Genomic DNA, 21757 nt, shown 5'->3' with positions numbered 1-21757 from the left:
CCTCGCAGGATGGCGGCCCCGGTGAAGTTGGAAACGGCGGGCGGGGAATAGTTACCCGCCGTCAGGGCAGGCTAGACTACATGCCGAACTTGAACCGCACGCCGGCCGAGAGGCGACGGTCGCCTCCGACGAAGCGGAACGGCAGGTTCGGGAACTGCAGGTAGGTTTTGGCGTCTTCCTTGGTGAGGTTGGAGCCTTCCAGGGTGAACTTGAGGGCCGGGGTCACCGCAAAGGCGACCTGACCGTCCAGTTGTCCGTAGGCGTCGTTATAGATGCCAAGCGTATGGACATCGGCTCCAGCACCGAAGCCATAGTTGCCGACAAAGGCCTTGTCCCGCCAGGCATAGGAGAGGCGCGCCGAGAACGGCCCGGTCTCGTAATAGCCTTGCAGGTTATAGGCGCTCTTCGAGACGCCGGGGATTGGCAGGCTCTTGGAGTAGTCGTTGCTGTAGGGAGATTCCGAGTCCGAGTAGGTGTAGTTGGCGGTGAAGCCGACCCCGAAGTCGAACGCGTACTGCGCCTGAAGTTCGACGCCCTTGATGGTGCCGCCCGCGCCGTTCACGACCGACGAGAACGGACCGACCGAGGCGCCGGCGACCGACTGGTCCTTCACGGTGACGCTGTAGGTGTTGGAGACGATGAACGAGTCCACCGTCTTGTAGAAGAAGCCGGCCGACAGCAGGCCCTGGCTACCGAAATAGTGCTCATAGGCGATGTCGAACTGCGAGGCCCGGAAGGGATCGAGGTTCGGATTGCCGCCGCTGCCGTTGGTGTAGAGGAACTTGTCCAGGTTCGGGCCGGGGTTGGACGAGCGGGTGAAGTTGTACGAAGCGCCCTGGCCCAGATCGAACAGGTTCTGCGACGAGACCACGCGGGCCGCGCTGGCGCGGACCTTGTCGGTGTCGCTCACCTCGAACACGCCCGACAGGCTGGGCAGCACGTCGGTGTATTCGCGGACGGTGTTGGACGCGTCGGGGTTCTTCAGCACGCCGTTCCAGCTGTCGGTGCCCCACCACAGCGGCGTCACCGGCGTGTTGGACGAGTCGATGACCAGCTTGGTGTGGACGATCCGGACGCCGGCATTGATGTGATAGGCGTCATCGGCGTCGCCCAGATCGGCCATGGCGTAGGTCGAAGTGGTCTTGTCCTGGATTTTGAAGGACTCGATCGGATCCTTGTAGAAGGCGAACTTGGTCGAGGGGTAAAGCGCCTGAATCCAGCCGACCGGATTTTTCATCTGGCCATAGTCCTGGAAGATCGCGGCAACGCCGTGAACCGTGTCCGTGACCGCCCGGCTGGGGGCCGAGGCGGCGGTCTGGTACGGCGTGACCACGGCCGGCGAGTTGCCGAAGCGGCCGCAACCATAGAAGGCGATGTCGCACTTCTTCAGGCCGATGGCGCCGTCCTGGAAGTAGCCGAGCGGCGTCCAGTCAACGAACACGCCGTGGTCGGTCGTGCCCTGGGCGCTGGCCGGCAGTTCGCCCTTGGCCGAGTAGTCGGCCAGGTAACGGCCATAGGTCGAATCGATCTCGCGATCCGAGTAGCGGGCGCCGAAGCTGAAGACCAGATTGGCTTCCTCGGCGAACGCCGGCTTGTACTTGAAGTCGGCGGTGAGGGCCGTGTCGTCGATCTGGGTCTTGTCGCCGAAGGCCCAGTGCGACTTGAAGAACACCGAGGTCGGATTGACCATCGCTGCGGCCAGGTTCGCGGCCGGCGTGAAGAGCGGATAGGCTCCGTTGGTATAGCCGTAGGTGGCGACCAGAGGCGCCGTGGCGTTGGGCGCAAAGCCTGCGCCGCCGTCACGCACGCCGTACTGGGTGTAGCGCGTGTCGACCTGGGCGGAGTTCGAGGCGTAGTCGGACTTTGAGACCGCAGCGCGGAACTTGGCGCTCAGTCGGCCGCCATTGTCCCAATCGGCCGAGAACTGGACGTTGTCGGTCTTGGCTTCCGCGTCCTTGGCGAAGGTGTCGCCTTCGGAAGAGTTGGCGGTGACCAGGCCTGATTGCAGGACGCCGTTGCTGTCCTTGGACAGGCCCTGGGCGTTGTAGGTCGCGTTCTCGTTCGCATAGGCCCATTTCAGGGAATGCTCGCCCGTGAAGATCTTCAGGTCCGAGTGGAACCAGTCGGCCCGCAGGGTCAGGGAATCCGAAGCGCGCAGGTCGGCGTTCAGCGAGAAGGCTGTGCGTTCGCGTTCCTGGTGGCGGTTATTCGTGTAGCGATATTCGGGCGACCAGACATTGGTCGTCCCAGTGGCGACCTGGTTGTTGCCGGTGGCGGTGTTGCGTCCCCGGAATGCCCAGTTGCCGCGATTTTCGCCGCTCAGGATCTCGGTGTCGACGTTGGTCTTGTCCCAGGTGAAGCTGCCCAGAAGACCGAAATTGTCCGAGAACTTGTGGCCCAGGACGACGGAGACCTGGGGCTTGCCCTTGCCTTTGAACGAGCCCTGATTGTAGCGCACGTCGGCTGACACGGTGGTGTTGTCCCGCAGGTCCAGCGCGTTGCGGGTCTTCAGATTGACCGTGCCGCCCAGGCCGCCTTCGATCACGTCGGCGCGGGGCGATTTGATGACATCGACGCCGGCCAGCAGGTCGGACGGAATGCCTTCCAGCGAATTGGTCTGCTTGTTGTTGCCTTCGCCCAGTCGGAAGGCTTCAAGGCCCGACAGGAAGGTGTCACCGTTCAGCAGGGTGACGTTCTGATCGAGACCCCGGATGCGGACCTTTGTGCCCTGGCCGTTCTCGCGGTCGATCTGCACGCCGGGCAGGCGCTGCAGCGACTCGGAGATGTTCTGATCGGGGAATTTCCCCATGTCCTCGGCGGTGACCGACTCGATGATCAGGTTGGAGTTCTTCTTGACGTTCAGCGCGTTGGCCAGCGAAGCGCGGAAGCCTGTAACGACAACCTGTTCGACTTCGGTGTTGGCCGCCTGCTGGGCGTGAGCCTGGCTGGCGGCGATCATGGCGAGCGCCGAGGTTGCGGTCAGCAACGCGACGCGGGACCGATGGAATGACTTTCTCAAGACCCAATACCCCTCTGCAAAGTTAACGCGGAGGCTCATGCCTGGAGGGCTGACCCTCCAGGGTAGAACCGCGCTGGTTTTGGGGATGCCTGATGCATCCTCCCCTTGCTGATCCCGGCTCTGTTAGGCCGGTAACTCGAAGCCGTGAGGCCTCAAGGCAGCGCTGTCAATTTCATGCGACAGCGCTGTCAGCTGCCGTCAGATAACAGCGGTTCATTTCTTATTGCAAGTTGTTTTAATTGGCCTGACGGGTATCTCGCCGCTGTCAGACCTTCCGCTTGGCGGCTAGGGTGTGGCGAAGACTTTCAAAAGGCATACCATTTTGGTCAATCAATTCGTTCCGGAGGCCTCGACCCGGCGGCGTAGCGCCGGGGCCAGTTTCTCGGGCGCCAATCTGGAGCGAGTGGGCGACCATAATCAGCGCGTCACCTTGCAGGCTGTGCGCGCGCGCGGGCCGGTGACGCGCGTGGAGCTGGCCGAAGCCACAGGCCTCACACCGCCAGCCGTCGCCAATATTACCAAGCGCCTGATGGATATGGGCCTGGTGCTGGAAGCCGGGCGTCTGCAGGGCGGGCGCGGCCAGCCGGCCATGACCTTGATCGCCAATCCCGAAGGCTGCTTCTCGATCGGCATCCATATTGATCGCGACCATATCACCGCGACCCTGGTCGATTTCGCCGGAGAAGTCCGCGCCCGCGCCAGCCAGGAGATCGCTTTTCCGTTGCCCCAGGATGTCACCGCGTTCTGGACGGGTGAACCAGGTCGGGGCCTGTTGGCGTCGCTGCCCACGCCCGATCGGCTGCTGGGTATCGGCGTGGCCCTGCCTGACGATTTCGGCAAGGTGGCCCTGCCGCATCGGCCCGCCAGCTTCGACGCCTGGAACAGCCTGGATCCGGCCAGTCTGTTCACCGACGTTGGCGGTCCGCCGGTGTTCGTCGAGAATGATGCCGCCGCGGCCGCCCTCGCCGAACTGCAGTATGGCCATGGCCTGAGCAAGCCCAGCTTCTTCTATGTGCTGATCGCCGCCGGCCTGGGGGGCGGGCTGATCATCGAGGGCGAGCATTTCCGCGGCGCCGACGGACGCAGCGGCGAACTGGGCTTCTTGCCGTCGCGCGCCGCGCTCGGTGGCGCCTCGAACGGCGTCTCGGTGCAGTCGGTCGTCTCGCTGTCGGCGCTCTACGCCCAGATCGAGATGGGCGGCTTTTCGGTCGCCGATCCGGGCGCATTGCTGGATTTGCCGCCGGCGGGCCAGGCCCTGATCAGCGACTGGATCGAGCGCGCCGCCGACGCCCTCACCGATCCGATGATCAATATCAGCTGTCTGATCAATCCCGAGGCGGTCTATCTGGGTGGCCGCCTGCCGGCCGCGATCGTCGACCAATTGGCCACGGCGCTCAACACCCGGCTGGCCGCCCTGACCGGATTGCCGGCCATCGCCCGGGCGAGGCGGGCCGCGACCTCGGCCGATGGCCCCGCGATCGGCGCGGCCATCTTGCCGATCATCGACCAGCTTCTGCCGTCGCGGGCCACCTTGCGGAAAACGCCTTAGGGTACGGCGACCGCAACAGGCGCGGCGTTCCAGCCCCTCAGGTTCAGGTCCAGCGGGCCGCTGGCCGCCGCCGCCCGATAGCGCACCTCGATCGGGCGTTCCTCGCCGGGCGTCAGGGTCAGATAGTTGTCGCTGTAATAGGCCGGAAGCACGGCCCGGCCCTGCGCGTCAGTCAGGGTCAGTTTCAGGTTCAGGGCCGGCGCGGCGCCGGTATTGGTCACCTTTGCGGTCAGCACCGTCTCGTCACCGTCCGTCCGGCGCGTCGTCTTTAGCGATACGGCTTGGGGCGTCATGGCCGACAGCTTGCGCGAGCCGGCGGCGTCGCCGGCGATCCAGTAGCTGTTGTCGCTCAGCGCCTGTCCCTTCGCCGAGCTCAGATCCAGACGCACGAGGACCGCGCCCTGTGCGGCCAGCAAGGCCTTGAGGTCCAGGGCCTCGCCGACGCTGATGCTATCGGCCTTGGCCGACAGGGTCACGGCGCGATCTGACAGCAGGCGGCCATCCAGAGCCAGCACCCGTACGCGGGCCTTGGCGTTCTTCAGGTCGATTCCGCCGTTATTGACCAGGGCCAGGCGGTGATCAGCCAGGCTCATCTGGATATGCACCGTCTGCGCGGCCTTCTTGACCCCGTAGAAGGCTCCATGGGTGTCATAGTCGTGGCTGTAGATCTGCCACATGGTGCTGGGCCAGGCCGAGTGGGTCATCCACAGCAGCCGGCCCGAGGATCTGGTCCACAGCTCGGCGTTCATGCCCTCGAACATTGCCCGGTGGGTTTCGTAGTTCATCAGTTGGGCCTTGCGCTCGAAGTCCTCGAGGCTGGTGGGCGGACCCAGCTTGGCGGCCATGGCGTCCTGGAAGGTCTTGACCGCGCCGTTCCCGGTCGGATGCCAGTCGTGATAGGCCCAGGTGTCGCTGATCGGCCAGCGATCGGCCTCCGGCACAGCGGCCTTGAACGCCTCCAGCGTCGGGAACGAGGGCGTGCCGACCTCGACCGAGAAGCCCTTGGCGTGGTCGCTGAAATAGCTCTCGGGCTCGCGATAGTTATACGGACCGCTGTTTTGCAGGTTCACCCGGTTGGAGCTGCCCGTGTACCAGCGGGTGCCGTCCAGATCGTGGACCAGCGCCTCCAGGCCCTCATTGAGGATCGGCTGCGGCACGCCCTCATTGCGGCCAAACCACAGGGCGATCGAAGGGTGGTTGCGGAACCGCTTGATGACGTCGGCGGCGTTGGCCAGGAACAGCGGCACGTCCTGCGGTTCCAACTGGTAGTCCTGGGTCGAGGCCCAGAAGTCGTTCAGCACCAGCAGGCCGTACTCGTCGGCCAGGTCGAAGAAAACCTCCTCGGTGTTCTGGCCCACCCAGTTGCGGATGGTGTTGAGATTGGCCTCCTTGTGAAGCCGGAAGTAGGGCTCCAGCCGCTCACGCTCGACCCGTTTGCGCCAGTCATCCATGCCCCAGTTGCCGCCGCGTGCGGCGATACGGCGGCCGTTGACCTTGATCACCAGATGCGGCGACAGGCCCACCTCGGGCACGTCGCGCACGGCGGGCGAGGCGTCACCGGCGGCGGTCAGGGAGGTGGCCCAGCCGTCGGGCACCTTGCGGATACCCTCATGGCTGCCGTCGGTGATATCCTGGCCCAGCTGGCGGGCCTTGGCGAAATCGACCTCAACCCGGCGCAGCTGGCCTGCCGGGTTGATCAGCGACAGTTCATAGGTGATCTGGCGCATGCCAAAGCGGATGCATCGTTCGTCCGACGCCTGACCATCCTGGCTGACCGTCAGGGTCAGGGCGTGCAGGGCCGGGGCGCCATAGCCGTTGGGCCACCAAAGTTTCGGGTTCTTGACGGCCAGGGCCGGGAAGGCGGCAGGCGTGAAGCGCACGTCCGACACGCCGGGCGGAGCCAGGACCGTCTTTTCCACCCGCACGCCGTCGAAGGCGGCGGTGACAGTGATGTTGGCGGGCCTGTCGCCCAGGTTCTCGATCGGAACGATGATCTCGACATCGGCCTGGCTGTTGTCGGCGCGGGGCAGGGTGGTCACCACCTGAGCGTCGCCGATCCGTGCCTCGCCCGTGGCCCGCAGGGTGACGTCCTGCCAGATCCCGGTGTTGCGATCGCGGACGCTGGGGATCCAGTCCCAGCCCTCGGAGGCGACGAAGGTCGGCCCGTCCAGCGCCATCATGCCGCCGTTCTCGCCGACCCCGGCGGTCAGGGATTCCTCGTGGGCGATACCCGGATGCGGCGGCGGCGAGACCCGCACGGCCAAGGCGTTTGAGCCGGCGACCAGCATCTTGGTCACGTCGAACTGGCCGCGGATGAAAGCGCCCTTCATGTCGCCCAGTTTCTGGCCGTTGAGCCAGATCTCGGCGGCGTAGTTGATCCCCTTGAACGTCAGCAGCAGGCGCTTTCCAGCCGCTTCAGCCGGGGCGTCGAACGTGGCGCGATACCAGTAGTCCTGCCGGTTCAGACTCTCGGGGATCAGGATGTTGTTGAGGCCGTGATCGGGGTCGGCATAGACGCCGCGATCAACCAGAGTGGTCAGCACGGTGCCGGGCACGGTCGCCGCGCGCCAGGCTTCTGCCTTGAAGCCAGGCCGGGAGATCGCGCCGCCGCCTGCCGAGATGCTGGGCGCGTCGATCAGGGACCAGCGCTTCAGCGTCCAGAGCCCTTCGCCGTCAGCCTTCAGCGCCGGTCCGGAATAGGCGGGGATCGCGACGGGAACATTGGCGGAAGCCTTGCTGCGGGGCAGGGTCCAGGGATCCTGCGGCGCGGTCTGGCCGTACATCTGCCGGACCTGGACCGGCCAGGTGGGGCTGCCGGTGTCAAAGACAGTCAAGGCATCGTTCGGCGGTGTCCCGGCCAGGACGGTGACCGCGTCGGGCGCCAGGGCCGTCCCGTCATAGCGCAGTCCCGCCACGTCGCCCGCATAGGCCGCAAAGCCCGCGACCTTGCGCGGCGCCAGTCGCAGGCGCGCCGTCACCGCATCGCCGGGCAGCGTTCCAGCGCCGACCGCATGGCCATCGACGAACAGGCGCACCGCGCCGCCGTCAAAGACCGCCGTGACCTGATGCCACTCCCCGGGCAGCCAGGCGGCGTCGGCGCGTATGGTCCGTCCGCCGCTGGTTGCGCCAAAGCCGCTGGGGTCGAGCACGAGATAGCGGCCCTTGCCGGTCGGGTCGCCGACGCCGGCGATCAGGGCCGGCCCCCTGGGGCGTTCGGAAGGGCGCACCCAGGCGCTCAGGCTCCAGGGGCTGTCGGCGGGCAAGACGGCGCCGGCCGCAAAGCCTGGCAGGTCGCGGGCGATCTCGTCGCCGCCGGCCGGGAAGGTAAGGTTGAACGGCCCCGCGGTCTGGGCCAGGCCGGAGCCGGCCGTGGCGGCCGTGGCGGTCATGGCGATCAGCGCCATGGCGCGAGCGAAGTGAGAGTGCTTGCCCATGATCGTTTCCTCCTCCTTGCGCCGACGGTGACGTGACCGTCCGGCTGCATTTTCTGTTCAGATCGTTGTGGACGCCGGGATCGGGGTGTCGGGGACCAAGCCGTCGGCAGGCCGATCGGGCTGGGACCACAGCATCGCCGCGCCCCTCACACCGGAAGCGTCGCCCCAGCGCGCCGGAACCAGCTTCGCAGCCCAGCGGTCGGAAAACACATGCGGCGCGATCAGGTCCGGCAGGCGCTGATAGAGCGCATCGACCTTCGACAGCCCGCCGCCGAACACGAAGACGTCGGGATCAAGAATGTCGCAGATCATCGCCAGGCCCCGGCCCAGGCGCTCGAACAGCCGATTCAGCGCTGCAGCGGCCTCGGCGTCGCCGGTCGCCGCAGCGTTGACGATCTCTTCGCCCTTCAGGGCGCGACCCGTGCGGCTCTGAAAGTCGCGCTGCAGGCCCGAGCCCGAGATCCATGTCTCCAGGCACCCGCGCCGTCCGCACCAGCAGGCGGGGCCGGGCGTCTCATCGGCCGCTGGCCAGGGCAGGGGAAGGTGGCCCCACTCGCCGCCGACGCCATTGGCGCCCTCGACCAGTCGCCGATCCACCACCACGCCGCCGCCGCAGCCCGTGCCCAGGATTACCGCAAAGGCGGTCCTGAATCCGGCGGCAGCCCCATCGATGGCTTCGGACAGGGCCAGGCAATTGGCGTCGTTGGCGACTCTAACGGGGCGCGAAAGGGCCTGCTCCAGATCTTTCCCCGGCTGGCGGCCGTTCAGCCAGACTGTATTGGCGTTGCGCACCAGACCAGAGGTCGGTGAGACCGACCCGGGCGCCCCCATGCCGACTGTTCCGCGAGCGTTGGTGGCAGACTCTGTCTGGTCAATCAGATCACGGATGGTCCTGATAGCGCTGTCATAAGAGGCCGGAGTCGGGGCGCGGAGACGCGAGACGTAGCCGCCTTCGGGCGCCAGCGCCGCGACTTCGATCTTGGTGCCGCCAACATCGACGCCAATGCGCATGCTGCGCGTCGCTCTGCTATCCGCGTCCAACGTTTCGTCCCCGGCCGTTCTTGGCCAAGACAGATCACAAGGCATTTATAAAAACAATTTGTTTTATTATTTGCCCGGACGATGATTGAGGACGCTCGGGCGGTTGGGACGCTCGAGTCTCTGGACCTTGGGCTGTGCCGGGGAGCGCTGTAAGCGAGGACCTATTTCTGGCGGCCCTCGGCCAGCCGCCGCCGCGCCGCCGCCCGGCGGGCCTTCCAATGCTGGACATAGGGAGCCGCGAACGTCCAGGCGAGCGTCGCCGCCAGGATCAGGACGATCGGAATCGCCAGCTTCAGATTCACACGGACCTCCCCAGATTTTGACCCAGATTAGCCGGGGTCGCCGCACGGCTCAATTGCGCAAACCCGACGAGGGGAGGGTCGGACCGGAGAAAGTTACGCATAGCCGGTCGCAGATCGTCTGGGCCAAGGCGTTGGCATATCGTCTCGCCGATGGGACGCATCGATAGGCCCTCTTGCGACGCGCCGTACAGGCGCCCGCCTGCGTCGAGCGTATTCATCGGCAGCCCGTTAGCTCTACGAACATCTGGAAAGTTGAGATTGCTCAGAGCGTTGATCTCGCTTTCCGCAAAGTAACTATCCAGTTAACCAGTCCATTATGCGTCAGTCGCTCCACAGAGACGACCAACTTCTGGCTATCATAGTAAATTTCTCGCAAAGGTTTCGGTAATCATGATTTGAACATCTATTGCGCGAGCTGAGCGCCAATACCCAAAACACAATACGGGGATACGCGCCTATCCCGCCCGTGCCACTAGACTACGCACGGATTTGCCGTGATGGTTCCCATCTGAGCATGCCAGCCGATTGCGAGCGAACAGCATGGACGAACGCGAAGTATTAAGGCTGGACGCCTTGCGGGCGTACAGGGTGCTGGACACCGAGGCCGACGCCGCCATCGATCGCTTGGCGGGTCTGGCCGGCAACCTGTTTGCGACGCCCATTTCGCTGGTCTCGCTGGTCGATGAACATCGACAGTGGTTCAAGGCCAAGGTGGGCCTGGAGGCGTCCGAGACGCCGCGTGATCAGGCCTTCTGCGCCCATGCCATCGCCATGGGCGCCGATGCGGTGATGGTGGTTGAAGACGCCACCCTGGACCCCCGCTTTGCGGACAATCCCTTGGTCACGGGCGCGCCCGATATTCGCTTCTATGCCGGGGCGACCTTGACCACCAAGGAGGGCCACAATCTCGGAACCCTCTGCGTCATCGACAACAAGCCGCGGCCGCGCCCCAGCGCCGCGGAGCTGGAGCGACTCAAATTGCTCGCGCGCATTGTCGTCGACGAGTTTGAACTGGCGCGAGCCAACCGCCAGACCCGCGAAAAACAGCGGCTTCTTGAAATCGCCGAGGTCATGTCCGGGGTGGGCCAATGGCGGCGGGACCTCGTCACCAACAAGGTCGTTTGGTCCGACACAGTCTACGCCATCCACGGCGTAGACCGCCAAAGCTTCGACCCCGATCTAGACGACGCCGTGGCCTTTTATCATCCCGATGACCGCGCCATGGTCATGGGCCATCTGGCCCATGCGAGCCAGACCGGGGATGGCTTTGAGTTCCGTCTTCGCCTGATGCGCGCCGATGGCGCCGTGCGCCACGTGATCTCGCGCGGGGTTTGCGAGCTGGACGATCACGGGAAGCCGGCCTCGGTCCTCGGCCTGTTCCAGGACATCACCGAGACCGTCGAGACCATCGCGAGCCTCCAACGCCGTCAGGAACGCTACCGGCTCGTGACCGAGCATGCCGGCGACGTCATCGCCCGCTACGATTTCGCGGGCGCGGGCCGCTTCATCTCACCCGCCGTCGAGAAGCTGCTGGGCTACAGCGTCGAGGAAACCATCGACCTGACCGTGCCGATGGTGCTGCATCCCGACGATCGTGAGCGGGTGATGTCGGTGTTCGAGGCCATGTCGCGCGGCCTTGACCAGACGACCCTGCAGCACCGCTCGCGGCACAAGCTGGGCCACTATGTCTGGGTGGAAGCAAACCTTCAGCTGGTGCGCGATGCGGCCGGCGCGCCCCAGGAAATCGTTGCTGTCGCGCGAGATATCTCTGACCGCAAGGCCCTGGAACTTGAGATGGCGACCGCTCGCGACGAAGCGCGCGAACAGGCCCAGCGAGCGCGACTGGCCGAGAATATCGGCGGCGTCGGCTACTGGCGTTACGACCTGAAGGCCCTGGATCTGGATGTGTCGGCCAAGATGTTCGAAATCTATGGGCTGGAGCGCGTCGAACATCCGGCCATCGAGATGTTCAACGACCTAGTCCATCCCGAAGAACAGGCCCGGACCAGGGCCAGGCTCGTCGAGCGCTTGAGGACAGGTGAGGCCGACAACAACGTCATCACCCGCATCGTCCGTCCGGACGGCGGGGACCGCTACATCTCCGGCAGCTCGATTATCGAGATGGGGGCCGACGGAGCCCCCGCTTTCATCATGGGCACGGTTCGCGACATCACCGATGAACGCCGTATCCAGGCCGAATTGGCGGCCAACGAAAGCCGCTATCGCCTGCTGGCCGACAACGCCAGCGACATGATCGCCGCCTTCGGCCCGAGTGGCGAGATCCGGTTCGTCTCACCCGCATGCCGCCCTATCCTCGGCTACGCCCCCGAGGAGATGGTCGGCCGGCAGGTCATCGACATGGCCCACCCCGACGATGCGCCGCTGTTGATGGTCTACTATGCCGAGTTGATCGCCAGGGGGCCTTCCGCGATCTCCGAGCCCTTCCAGTTTCGGGGGCGGCACAAGGACGGCCATTGGGTTTGGGTGGAAGGGCAGCCCAAGCTGTTCTTCGACGCGGACACTGGCAAGCTGGCCGCGATCCAGGATGTCATTCGCGACATCACCAGCCGCAAGGCGCTGGAGCAGGCCCTGAAACTGGCCCGCGCGGAAGCTGAAGCCGCGGCGGTGGTGAAGGCCGAGTTTCTGTCGAACATGAGCCACGAACTGCGCACGCCCTTGACGGCCGTGCTGGGCTTCTCGCGGCTGATCGAGGATCAACCCGAACTCTCGCCGGCCACGCGCCGTTTCGTCGATCGCGTCTCCAACGCCGGCAAGGCGCTGCTGTCGACGGTCAACGACATCCTGGACTTTTCCAAGCTCGAGGCCGGTCAGGTCGAGATCGTCGTTACCCCCAGCGACCCGCGACAAATCCTTGAAGACGCCATGGACCTCTTCTCGGGCCAGGCCCAGGAAAAGGGTCTGGACCTGGTGATGACCGGCTTGGATGGCCTGCCCCCGGGTCTGACTCTGGCCTCTGATCGGATACGCCAGATCCTGCTCAACCTGATCGGGAACGCCGTGAAGTTCACCGACAGCGGTCGAGTGGAGCTGGCCGCCAAGTGGACGGCGCGAACCGGCCTGTTTCGGGTAACCGTCACCGACAGCGGCGCGGGCATACCCGCCGATCGCCTGGATCAGCTTTTCAAGCGGTTTTCCCAGGTCGACGGCTCCTCCACGCGCAAGCACGGCGGGACAGGGTTGGGCTTGGCGATCTGCAAGGGGCTTGTGGACGCCATGGGCGGCCAGATCGGCGCTGCCAGCCAGGCGGGCCAGGGGTCTTGCTTCTGGTTCGAACTTCCGGCCGCAAAGGTTTCGCTCGGCGAAGCCGGGACCGATAGCCAGGCGGCGGTGGTCATTCCGGAGGGTTGCCGCGTGCTGGTCGTCGACGACCGTGCGGTCAATCGCGATCTGGTCTGCGCGGTCCTGCGCGTGTTTGGCGCCGAGATGACGGAGGCGGCCGACGGCGAGGCGGCGGTCGGGCTCGCCAGCGCCGAGCCGTTCGATGTGATCCTGATGGATCTGCGCATGCCGGGTATCGGCGGCGTGGAGGCGACCCGCCAGATCCGTGAGGTCGCCCTCAATGGAAATGTGCCCATCATCGCCTTCTCGGCCGATGTCGGCGGGGCGCTGCCTGAAGGTGTCTTTGACGGCATGGTCGCCAAGCCGCTTGATGCGCGGGCGCTGATCACGGAGATCAATCGCGCCCTGTATCATGAGGGGGAGAGCGAAGATGCCGATTGAGGCGCGTCGGCGGCGAATCTTCATCGCGGAGGATGACCGCAATCTCCTCGAACTGCTGACCACCCGGCTCAGCCTGGCGGGCTACGACACGGTCTTCGGGCGTGATGGATGGGAGGCCATCGACGGCATCCACAGTACGCGTCCGGACGCCATTATCCTGGACGTCAGCATGCCCCGCCTGGACGGCTTTGGCGTCCTGCGCCACATCAGAAAGAGCCCCCTGGTGGCCAATATCCCGGTGATGATGCTCACCGCCCGCAATGCGCCCGGCGACGTCAAGGAAGCGCTGGCCCTTGGTGCGCGGGACTATCTCGCCAAGCCCTTCAGCGACGCCTTGCTTCTGGCGCGCGTGGCGCGGCTGCTGCGCGCCAGGCCTGTGGCGCCGACAGCGTCGTCAAACGTTTTTCTGCTGTAGTCGCGCCAACAGATTTGGCGGCCTTCCATGGGGCGAAAGTGCGGTTCGCTTTCGCAACCAGGCCGGCCCAGCCAACGGTCTGAGCGTGGACCAAGCAGGCGCCCGCTAGGCTCAGGACCCATTGGTGTGATGCTCTTTTTCTGGTTCAGGCTCTGCAAGGAGACTGGATGTGAGCGACCTCTATTGGCTGACGGGCGAGCAGATTGAGCGGCTCAGGCCGCATTTTCCCAAGAGCCACGGCAGACCCAGAGTGGATGATCGCCGGGTGCTGAGCGGGATCATCTTCGTCAATCGCAACGGGCTTCGATGGCATGACGCGCCGGCGGCCTATGGCCCACATAAGACGCTGTACAACCGCTGGAAGCGGTGGAGCGCGGCGGGCGTCTTCATCAGGATGCTGCCGGGGCTTTCCGCTGGCAATGCCGAACGCCGTACCGTGATGATCGACGCGACCTATCTGAAGGCGCACCGCACGGCCTCGAGCCTGCGGCTCAAAAAGGGGGCCTCGAGCGGCTGATCGGACGCGCCAAGGGCGGCATGAACATCCAGCTGCATGGCGTGACCGACGCGAATGGACGCCCGTTCAGCCTGTTCATGACAGCGGGCCAAGTCAGCGCCTACACTGGCGCGGCGGCCCTGCTGGACAGCCTGCCCAGGGCGCAATGGCTGCTGGACGACCGGGGCGATGACGCGGACTGGTTCAGGGAGGCCTTGCAGGCCAAGGACATCACGCTCTGCATCCCGGGTCGGAAATCTCGGACCGAGGCTGTCCGTTACGACAAGCGCCGGTACAAAAGCCGAAACCGCATAGAGATCTTGTTCGGCAGGCTCAAAGACTGGCGTCGCGTCGCCACCCGCTACGATCGATGGCCCACCGTCTTCCTGTGGGCTCACCTCAAGGTTTGTTCGCCATACCTCGATTAAAAGAGCGAACAATGAACGCGGCCTGTGCGAATCGATAGAGCCGGTTTCCGGCAGCAAGGCGGACGATCTACTCCGCCGCGCTAGGAGCCGATTCCTCGGAAACGCCCCGAAGCGCGTCCTGTTGTTCCACGTCGCGGAAGGTCCCGCCGACGAAATCGACTACGCGGTCGCCTAACCTCCAGACCTCGGGCCGATGGGAGACGATAACGAGCGTAGTTCCCGTTGCTCTGATCGCCTTTATAATTTTCTGCTCGGAATCCACATCAAGGCTCGCCGTCGCCTCATCCAGAACTAGAAGTTTTGGCCTCCCCAACAACGCCCTAGCAAGCAATATCCTCTGTCGCTGACCACCGGATATCCCGCTGAGACTTTCACCCACTTGGGTGTTCAGCCGCATAGGAAGCTTGCGCACGAAGTCTTCGAGATCTGCGATCCCGAGCGCCTCGTAAATCTTTTCGTCGCCGATCCCTCGTCGAAAAACCGCAACGTTGTCACGGAGGCTCCCTGGCAACAGGCGATCACTTTGTAGAACGCTGGCGAACCCGGTCATCGGATGGGCTGGAGCTACACCATCCACAAGAACCCGCCCCGAGGTTGGCTCGAGCAATCCGCAAATCAGTTTGACCAGGGTGGACTTGCCGCAGCCCGCCCCCCCTTGATAACTAGGCATTCCCCCGCCGACACCCCGGCGTACGTGCACCGGAAATTGCACTTCTCGGTCGGGAGCAGGATGAGTTCCTGCAAACGCGGCGTGATGACCGATCCGATGCGCTTGCGTGAAAACGGACCGGCCCAGGCGGCCTGCTCAGCCCAATTGGCGTCGTCGCGCGCCTCGCGAACATCCATGGAAAGCCCCTGAGCCCCTCGTGAGATCCCGCTTGTCGAGAGCCTTCCCAATTATTAAACCCAAGGTAAATCAATCTTGAAGAGCTTATCAACTAATTTCCATCAAAAATTGTGATTTCTCCTATTCTGGAGACTCTTAGTTGTCCGGCCCGAAGCGACGGCTTAGAGCGACGCGGAAGAGGGGTGCGGGGTTCCTGGTCCGGAGCTCCTCCCGGGCCGCGCTGGAGGCGATAACTTTCCGATAGCGGGTGCTGTCGAACAGGTCGTCGATCGTTACGACCAGTGTCGCCTTCGACGACAGCGCGCGACGCCAAACGGCGTCGATCTTGTAGAAGCTGTCGGACCGTGTTTGGGGCGTCTCGATCGGCCCAGTGTAGCGCGCCGTAACGAGGTAGGTGTCACCTTCCCGGCCTCGACGCACCGGCATCTTGTATTCGAACTGGAGGCTGCCCGAGTATCCCCACCAGCTGCCGCCAAAAGGACCATGAATCCCTTGGTCCAAGGTCCGCTTGTAGAGGTTGCCCGTCGCGGTCAGCTCTACGCGCGACGAGAGGCGGCGCTGAAGATTCAGATCCGCTCCCCAACTGTCTTGCCTGCCAGCGTTGATTGGCATCGAAACTGTCACGTCGTCGACAACACGATAGTCTTGCGCCAAGACGTTTCGTGACAGCTTACGGTAGCCAGTAAGATTCAGGGTCGAGGCGTTTTTCTTGTATTCGATCCGCGCTTCGAACGCATCGATTAGCTCCGGCTTGAGGTCGGGATTGCCGGCGCTGGCCTGGGTCGCTGTCGAATAGACGAGCTGTGGGTCGAACGACGTGATGTCCGGCCGGGAGATACGCGCCGTGTAGCTGAGGTTGAGGTTGACGGTCTTGTTGAGAGCGCGCCGGACGAAGAGGCTGGGGAAAAGGTCTGTACGCCCCCCCGTGGTTTTGGGGCCGCTCGTCGAAATCTCGAAGGTCTCGCGCTCCAACCGGATCCCTGGAAGCATTGTCCAGCGCCCGAGTTTGAACTGAGTGCTTCCATAGGCAGACGCGACGTCCCGTGAGCCGGACATGCGCTGCTCGCCGGGCAGGCCCACTGGCTCACCTAGCAGGGCGGTCAGGGATTGCCGAACGGACCTACCGGAATGCTCGAGTCCCACGCCGGCCGACAGGCTTGCCTGGCTCCAGAGCGGTCGCTCGTATTTCGCGTTTAGCGCGGTGTCGTCGTTGGTGGTCTCGTTGGCGAGTGACGTAGCGGCCTGGCCCGACAGGAGGTGCTGGGTGATTAATGTGTCGTTGTCGGACTGGAGACGAGACCAGGTCCAGTCGGCCGTTAACCGCTCCTCCTCTCGCGGGCCGGTGCGCTCGAAGCCGAGAGTGGCCGCATCGATGTCGAAGCGCATCTTGCGTTTCGTTTGCTCGTGGCCGGAAAGGACAATGTTCTCGGCGTCGATATCCGTATCGGTGAGGTGATGACCTCTCGTGCGGTTGCTCTCCCCGCCGAAGGCCAGCTTCGTCGTGTCGCCAACGTCGTAGCCCCCCTGCGCCTGAACCGAGAGGCCGCGGGTGTTGGTCGCCGTTTTCGAGCGCTCCGCCAACGCCCCATTCGCTACGCCGAACACTTCGCGGGCTCGGGTGTCCTGGCTTTCTGGGCGATCCGTCGTTGCTCGGACTGAGCCCGAGAGCGCCCAGCGTCCGGCGCTCCAGTTCGGCGACACGCTCAGCTCCGCCGACCCCCATGTATTGGCGGCACTATCGATAGTGCCCGAAAGGCCATCAATGAACGAATGGTGGGTGATGATGTTGATGACGCCGCCAACGCCTTGCGCTGCGAACTCCGCTGGCGGGTTTGTCAGGATTTCGACGCGGTCGACGCGGGCGCTGCCCGGACTACGCAGGAGGCCCTGCAAATCCGCGACCGGCTTCCCATCGACCAAAACGATCACACCTGGAACGCCCAGCAGGGTGAGCTCGCCGTTGGCGGTGAGTGTGATCGACGGCAACTTTGCCAGCACTTCGACGAGCGGCGAAGCTTGCAACTGAGGATCGTTGCGAAGGGAATAGACCTGCCGATCGATCCGGGTGCTGATGTTGGAGGTCAGCCCATTGATCGTGACGCTGTCGACAGTGGTCGAAGTCTTTTCGACTGCAGCCGGCGCGGGGCCCGGAGACGCTGCCTGGTCGGAAATCACCCCAAAAAAGGCAATCACGAAGAACGACGACAAAGCGAGCCCCGACATCTGGAAGCGACAGGCCTCGGCCCGCCGTCAAACACCGCGCCACGCTCGGCTGGCGCGGTGTTCTCCGCTGCTGCTGAACGATTACTCAACCAGAAGAGATAGTGGCCCGAACGAAAATCCATAAGACACGAATTATCATAACAGGCAACCTAGGGTAGGGGTGCTGCCCCTGTTCTCCGATACAGCTCTCCCCGGCTACCGTCGCCTAGCGACCCTATTGGGGTTCACCTAAGGGTTTGTGCGCTGGAGGCGCTTAAAATTCACGAACCATGAACAGGGCCCACGCGGCGCGATAGAGCCGATCGGCCGGATCGTTCAGCGGTCTGAACACGCCTGCGGTTGCGGCATCGGCCCAGAGGTAGTCGCCCGTCAGGCCGACATGTGCCGAACTCATCGGCGACAGGTGGGCCAGGAGCTCGTCGGGCGCGGCCAGTTCCCTCGCCGCAAATCGCAGGTCTCTGGATAGCCGGGTAGAGAGGTATGCCAACCGTAATTCAACCTCACAGGTCAACGCGAAGCGTCCGGCTAAGCGGATGCGAGACAGCGTTGGGGAGCTTTCCTGCAAACCGGTCTGCAAACCGGAGAACGTCGTTGAATTTAAATCACTGAAAAGGTTGGAGGCCCGGCCCGGAATCGAACCGGGGTGCACGGATTTGCAATCCGCTGCGTAACCACTCCGCCACCGGGCCATCCGGGGTCAACGCAATATGCGTTGGCGAAGAGAGGCGTTCGATACAGGAGCGGTCTTGAAGTCGCAACCGTCTCGTGGGGCCCATCTCGCCCGACCGAGAGAAAATCGAAACCTGAACTGGCCCTCTCATGTCGCAGCCTGATTGGGCTGCCCCACTAACGCATTGATATCATTCAATCGGGACCTGTCGGCAACTCAAGTAATGCGGCTTAAAGTAGCCCCTAGAGGCGCATTTCCAACTTAAGACCGTCCTCGAAGCCCATGGCGACCACGGGGACGGCGTCGCAGTGTGGCGACGGCGAAAGCTGCGTGACAGTCTCGCACACCGAGGCTCGCAACGCGGTGCGACAAGAGCGGACGGATAAATTTGGCTTGGATCGGCCGTCCGGCTGGAAACACTTCCGCGAAGCATCGCTCCACCTCGGCCCGAGACCAGAATGAGCCCAGGCGGCGGCGATCGCACGGCCTTTGGCGGTCGCCGTCATCCCGCCTTCTCATTCAAGACCACAGGCAAACACGTCTTTGGTGAAATGTCAGGCAGGCTGACAAACTGGCGCCACGGCGCGCCCCGGAAAGGCTTTCGAGCTGATGAGCTTGAGTGGCCTCGGCGCGGGCAGGTCGGAGAACAATGGCAAGCCTTTGCCGAGCGCGCCCTGTTCCTGGAAGGCCTCGGGAGAAACGCTGGACGCCGAGCCTCGGCTCGGGTGAAGATCTTGCTATGGCTGGGCCGCTCATCTTCCTCGATCCTGACAGTAATTTGAGTCTTCAGGATCAGGTGCGTCGCAAGCTGGTCGAGGCCGCCTGCGCTGGCGCCTTCGCGTCGGGGCGTCGGCTGCCGTCGTCTCGCGCTCTGGCCCAGCAACTGGGCTTGGCGCGCAACACCGTGACCTTGGCCTATCAGAAACTGCTCGACGAGGGCCTGTTCGTCAGCCGTGAGCGTAGCGGTATCTACGTCGATCACGACATGCTGCGGGGTTTGACTTCGGTCGAGACCGTGGCCGGCGGACGCGACCCGGCGCCGGACTCCCATTGGGGCGCACGCTTCAAGACCGGGACTGACGGCGATCCGGCTTCGCGCCGTATCCCCAACTGGCGGCAGTATCCCTATCCGTTCATAGACGGCGTATTCGACGCCTCGCTGTTTCCCGTAACCGAGTGGCGAGAGGCCAGTCGCCAGGCCCTGACCGTCACAGACATCGCCCAGTGGGCCACCGATAGCGGCGACGCCGACGATCCGATGCTGATCGAGGAAATCCGTACCAAAGTGCTACCCCGACGCGGCATCCAGGCCCGCCCCGACGAGATCCTGATCACCGTCGGGGCTCAGCAGGCGCTCGCCCTGATCAGCCAGATGCTGATCGACCCGAGCGTCACTGTCGCGATCGAGGATCCCGGCTACCCCGACATGCGCCGCCTGATCGCCGACCGCGGCGGGCGCACGGTCATCCAACCGGTCGATGATGACGGCGTGTTGGTGGATCGTCGCCTCGACGAGTGCGATCTTATCTATGTCACGCCCAGCCACCAGTTCCCGACCGGGGTGATGCTGACCCAGGCCCGTCGCGACGCTCTGCTGAAGAAGGCGGCGGCCCGTGACATGGTGATCATCGAGGACGATTTCGCCTGCGAGACCAACTATCTCGATGAGGCCTGCCCGGCCCTATACAGTCTCGATCGCGATGGCCGGGTGATCTATGTCGCCGGTTTGTCCAAGGTGCTGGGCCCGGGTCTGCGGCTGGGGTTTATGGTCGCTCCCGCTGCGGTGGTCGCCGAGGCCCGACGCTTGCGTGGCTTGGCTGTGCGCCACCCACCTTTGAACAATCAGCGCACGGTGGCCCATTTCCTGGCCATGGGTCACCATGATGCGACGATGATGCGACTGGGACGGTTGTTTCGCGAACGCCGCACCGCGCTGCGCGACGCCCTGAACCACTATCTGCAGCAGTCTGTGGCGATCGCGCCGGTGCGCGGCGGAGCCGCCTACTGGGTGCGCGGCCCCAGCCATCTCGACGTCAAGAGCCTGGCCGTCGAGGCCGAACGGCGCGGCGTGCTGATCGAACCGGTCGGGCCCTATTATGCCGGGGGCGAGGGGCCGTCGAACATCTTCCGCCTCGGTGTCACCAGCCTGCCGCTCGACCGGATCCGTGAAGGGGTTGCGGTGCTCGCCGACCTGATGCGCGACCTGCCCGGGGCCAAGCCCGCCTTCCCCCATGCGCCGGAGGCCCGGTTGACCGGGGAGGCGCTCCATGCGGCCATGTCCGGTGCGGTGTTGCTCTGCAAGACCGTCTATGGCGACCCATGTACGATTGAATTGCTCCCGGACGGGCGGATGACCGGCCGCGCGGGCTACGCCAATGAGGATTGCGACGTCGGTCGGTGGTGGGTCGAGGACGATGTCTGGCGCCGGCAGTGGCGCCAATGGTCCTATGGCGAGATCGCCAGTTTTGTCACCGTCATTGTCGCAGACCGCATTGGCTGGTTCGACACCAATGGTCGGCTGGTCGACTCCGCGGTCATCCGGCGCGCGGACGCAGTATGAGCCTGGCGCCAGATATCGCCCGTCGGGGACGTTAGGCAAAAACTGGCGCCATCGATGGTCTTCGACTGGCGCTATGTGGCTTTCCTCTGCGCCGTCACTCTTCCGTCACAGGGCCATCCGGCTCGCAGTGGAAGACGACATGCGTCCCATCGGAATCGCCGGCCTGCAGCTTGAACTGGCCAAGGGTGACAATTGTGACCGGATCGCCGCCGAGATCGCGGCGGTCAAGGCGCGCCTGCCTTGGGTCGACATGGTCGTGGTCAGCGAATTGACCTTGTTCGGCGCGGGCGTCAGTCATGCGCAGCCCTTACCGGGGCCTGCCGAGAAGAAGATGTGCGAAGCGGCTCGCGCGGCCGGCGTCTGGTTGGTGCCGGGCTCATTGTTCGAGCAGTCGGGCGACAAGATCTACAATACCGCGCCTGTGATCGACCCCAGCGGCCAGGTGGTCGCCCGCTATCGCAAAATCTATCCGTTCACGCCCTACGAGCAGGGTGTGTCGTCGGGCGGCGAATTCGTGGTCTTCGATGTCCCCGAGGTCGGGCGTTTTGGTCTGTCGATCTGCTACGACATGTGGTTCCCGGAGACCACGCGAACCCTGACCTGGATGGGCGCCGAGGTCATTCTGCATCCTGGGATGACCAACACCATTGATCGTGACGCCGAGCTTGCAATTGCCCGGGCCAGCGCGGCGACCAATCAGGTGTTCTTCGTTGACATCAATGTGGCTGGCTCACTGGGGGTCGGTAAGTCCGGGGTGTTCGGTCCCGGCGGCGAGGTCATCCACCTGGCCGGAGCTGGACATGAAGTGATCGCCGTCGAGCTCGATCTCGACCAGGTCAGCCGGGTTCGCGAACGCGGCTGGCACGGTCTGGGTCAACCGCTGAAGAGCTTGCGCGATACGCCCATCGTCTTTCCGCCTTACCGCGACGGCTTTGCCGCCTCTCCCGCCTTCGCCAGCCTGGGGGCATTGGAAAAGCCGCGATCCGAACAGATCGCCCGGCCGAGCCTGAGCGCCATCAAGACCTAGCGTTC

14 protein-coding genes and 1 tRNA gene are annotated in these 21757 nt (G+C 64.3%); 6 read left to right on the top strand and 9 right to left on the bottom strand.

Annotation, left to right across the window (positions count from 1 at the left end):
* Positions 1-76: 76 nt before the first annotated feature.
* Entirely contained in the window at positions 77-2959 is a 2883-nt protein-coding gene (locus ACN2C7_RS17385) for a TonB-dependent receptor (protein WP_419318653.1), read from the bottom strand.
* Between the two features lie 382 nt (positions 2960-3341).
* Here ACN2C7_RS17385 and ACN2C7_RS17380 point away from each other — a divergent pair, with 382 nt between their 5' ends.
* Positions 3342-4568, top strand: a complete 1227-nt coding sequence (locus tag ACN2C7_RS17380) for an ROK family protein (protein ID WP_419318651.1) — start codon at positions 3342-3344, stop codon at positions 4566-4568.
* Here ACN2C7_RS17380 and ACN2C7_RS17375 read toward each other — a convergent pair.
* From ACN2C7_RS17375 to ACN2C7_RS17365, 3 genes are all read right to left on the bottom strand, one after another.
* The gene (locus ACN2C7_RS17375; RefSeq protein ID WP_419318649.1) at positions 4565-8002 is read right to left on the bottom strand and encodes a glycosyl hydrolase 2 galactose-binding domain-containing protein; all 3438 of its coding nucleotides are present in this window, start codon (positions 8000-8002) and stop codon (positions 4565-4567) included. The two genes, ACN2C7_RS17380 and ACN2C7_RS17375, sit on opposite strands and share 4 nt — an antisense overlap.
* Before the next feature lie 57 nt (positions 8003-8059).
* Positions 8060-9013 carry an ROK family protein gene (locus tag ACN2C7_RS17370; protein ID WP_419318647.1) on the bottom strand — a complete coding sequence of 318 codons (954 nt, stop codon included), beginning with the start codon at positions 9011-9013 and terminating at the stop codon, positions 8060-8062.
* Positions 9014-9204: 191 nt separating this feature from the next.
* Positions 9205-9345 carry a hypothetical protein gene (locus tag ACN2C7_RS17365; protein ID WP_419318645.1) on the bottom strand — a complete coding sequence of 47 codons (141 nt, stop codon included), beginning with the start codon at positions 9343-9345 and terminating at the stop codon, positions 9205-9207.
* A gap of 540 nt (positions 9346-9885) precedes the next feature.
* On the opposite strand from ACN2C7_RS17365, the gene ACN2C7_RS17360 reads away from it, so the two are divergent.
* The 3 genes from ACN2C7_RS17360 (at position 9886) to ACN2C7_RS17350 (ending at position 14425) form a co-directional block, all read left to right on the top strand.
* The gene (locus ACN2C7_RS17360; protein ID WP_419318643.1) at positions 9886-13086 is read left to right on the top strand and encodes a PAS domain S-box protein; all 3201 of its coding nucleotides are present in this window, start codon (positions 9886-9888) and stop codon (positions 13084-13086) included.
* Positions 13076-13501: a response regulator gene (locus ACN2C7_RS17355; RefSeq protein WP_419318641.1), complete on the top strand. Its 426-nt coding sequence runs from the start codon at positions 13076-13078 to the stop codon at positions 13499-13501. Before ACN2C7_RS17360 ends, ACN2C7_RS17355 begins: the two co-directional genes overlap by 11 nt.
* Positions 13502-13670: 169 nt before the next feature.
* Positions 13671-14425, top strand: a protein-coding gene (locus ACN2C7_RS17350; RefSeq protein WP_419318639.1) for an IS5 family transposase whose coding sequence is annotated in 2 segments (ribosomal slippage) — positions 13671-13992 and positions 13992-14425 — 756 coding nt in all. Because the reading frame shifts where the segments join, the coding sequence is not laid out codon by codon here.
* A 67-nt stretch (positions 14426-14492) separates the two neighbouring features.
* Here the strand turns inward: ACN2C7_RS17350 and ACN2C7_RS17345 are convergent.
* The 5 genes from ACN2C7_RS17345 to ACN2C7_RS17325 form a co-directional block, all read right to left on the bottom strand.
* Positions 14493-15095, bottom strand: a complete 603-nt coding sequence (locus ACN2C7_RS17345) for an ATP-binding cassette domain-containing protein (RefSeq protein ID WP_419318637.1) — start codon at positions 15093-15095, stop codon at positions 14493-14495.
* A complete protein-coding gene (locus ACN2C7_RS17340) occupies positions 15041-15271 on the bottom strand; it encodes a hypothetical protein (RefSeq protein ID WP_419321528.1) in 231 nt (76 codons plus the stop codon). The genes ACN2C7_RS17345 and ACN2C7_RS17340 overlap by 55 nt, the downstream gene beginning before the upstream one ends.
* A gap of 136 nt (positions 15272-15407) precedes the next feature.
* Positions 15408-17480, bottom strand: coding sequence for a TonB-dependent receptor domain-containing protein (locus ACN2C7_RS17335; protein ID WP_419318635.1), 2073 nt, complete (start codon positions 17478-17480; stop codon positions 15408-15410).
* 268 nt (positions 17481-17748) lie between these two features.
* The gene (locus tag ACN2C7_RS17330; protein ID WP_419318633.1) at positions 17749-18144 is read right to left on the bottom strand and encodes a hypothetical protein; all 396 of its coding nucleotides are present in this window, start codon (positions 18142-18144) and stop codon (positions 17749-17751) included.
* Positions 18111-18184 (bottom strand) — tRNA-Cys (locus tag ACN2C7_RS17325). Before ACN2C7_RS17325 ends, ACN2C7_RS17330 begins: the two co-directional genes overlap by 34 nt.
* Before the next feature lie 720 nt (positions 18185-18904).
* On the opposite strand from ACN2C7_RS17325, the gene ACN2C7_RS17320 reads away from it, so the two are divergent.
* Both ACN2C7_RS17320 and ACN2C7_RS17315 read left to right on the top strand, forming a co-directional pair.
* The gene (locus ACN2C7_RS17320; RefSeq protein WP_419318631.1) at positions 18905-20725 is read left to right on the top strand and encodes a PLP-dependent aminotransferase family protein; all 1821 of its coding nucleotides are present in this window, start codon (positions 18905-18907) and stop codon (positions 20723-20725) included.
* Positions 20726-20864: 139 nt separating this feature from the next.
* Positions 20865-21752: a carbon-nitrogen hydrolase family protein gene (locus tag ACN2C7_RS17315; protein WP_419318629.1), complete on the top strand. Its 888-nt coding sequence runs from the start codon at positions 20865-20867 to the stop codon at positions 21750-21752.
* Positions 21753-21757 lie beyond the last annotated feature (5 nt).

Origin of the sequence: Caulobacter sp. ErkDOM-E, assembly GCF_048541895.1 — a bacterium.
GTDB lineage: Bacteria > Pseudomonadota > Alphaproteobacteria > Caulobacterales > Caulobacteraceae > Caulobacter.
Note: the sequence above shows the minus strand (reverse complement) of the source record. Positions and strands in the feature narration are given on the sequence as shown.

Excerpts from the sequence above, each read along its gene's own strand:
- ACN2C7_RS17385 (WP_419318653.1), bottom strand. The coding sequence starts at position 2,959 with ATGATCGCCGCCAGCCAGGCTCACGCCCAGCAGGCGGCCAACACCGAA.
- ACN2C7_RS17375 (WP_419318649.1), bottom strand. The coding sequence starts at position 8,002 with ATGGGCAAGCACTCTCACTTCGCTCGCGCCATGGCGCTGATCGCCATG.
- ACN2C7_RS17370 (WP_419318647.1), bottom strand. The coding sequence starts at position 9,013 with ATGCGCATTGGCGTCGATGTTGGCGGCACCAAGATCGAAGTCGCGGCG.
- ACN2C7_RS17360 (WP_419318643.1), top strand. The coding sequence starts at position 9,886 with ATGGACGAACGCGAAGTATTAAGGCTGGACGCCTTGCGGGCGTACAGG.
- ACN2C7_RS17355 (WP_419318641.1), top strand. The coding sequence starts at position 13,076 with ATGCCGATTGAGGCGCGTCGGCGGCGAATCTTCATCGCGGAGGATGAC.
- ACN2C7_RS17345 (WP_419318637.1), bottom strand. The coding sequence starts at position 15,095 with ATGCCTAGTTATCAAGGGGGGGCGGGCTGCGGCAAGTCCACCCTGGTC.
- ACN2C7_RS17340 (WP_419321528.1), bottom strand. The coding sequence starts at position 15,271 with ATGGATGTTCGCGAGGCGCGCGACGACGCCAATTGGGCTGAGCAGGCC.
- ACN2C7_RS17320 (WP_419318631.1), top strand. The coding sequence starts at position 18,905 with ATGGCTGGGCCGCTCATCTTCCTCGATCCTGACAGTAATTTGAGTCTT.
- ACN2C7_RS17315 (WP_419318629.1), top strand. The coding sequence starts at position 20,865 with ATGCGTCCCATCGGAATCGCCGGCCTGCAGCTTGAACTGGCCAAGGGT.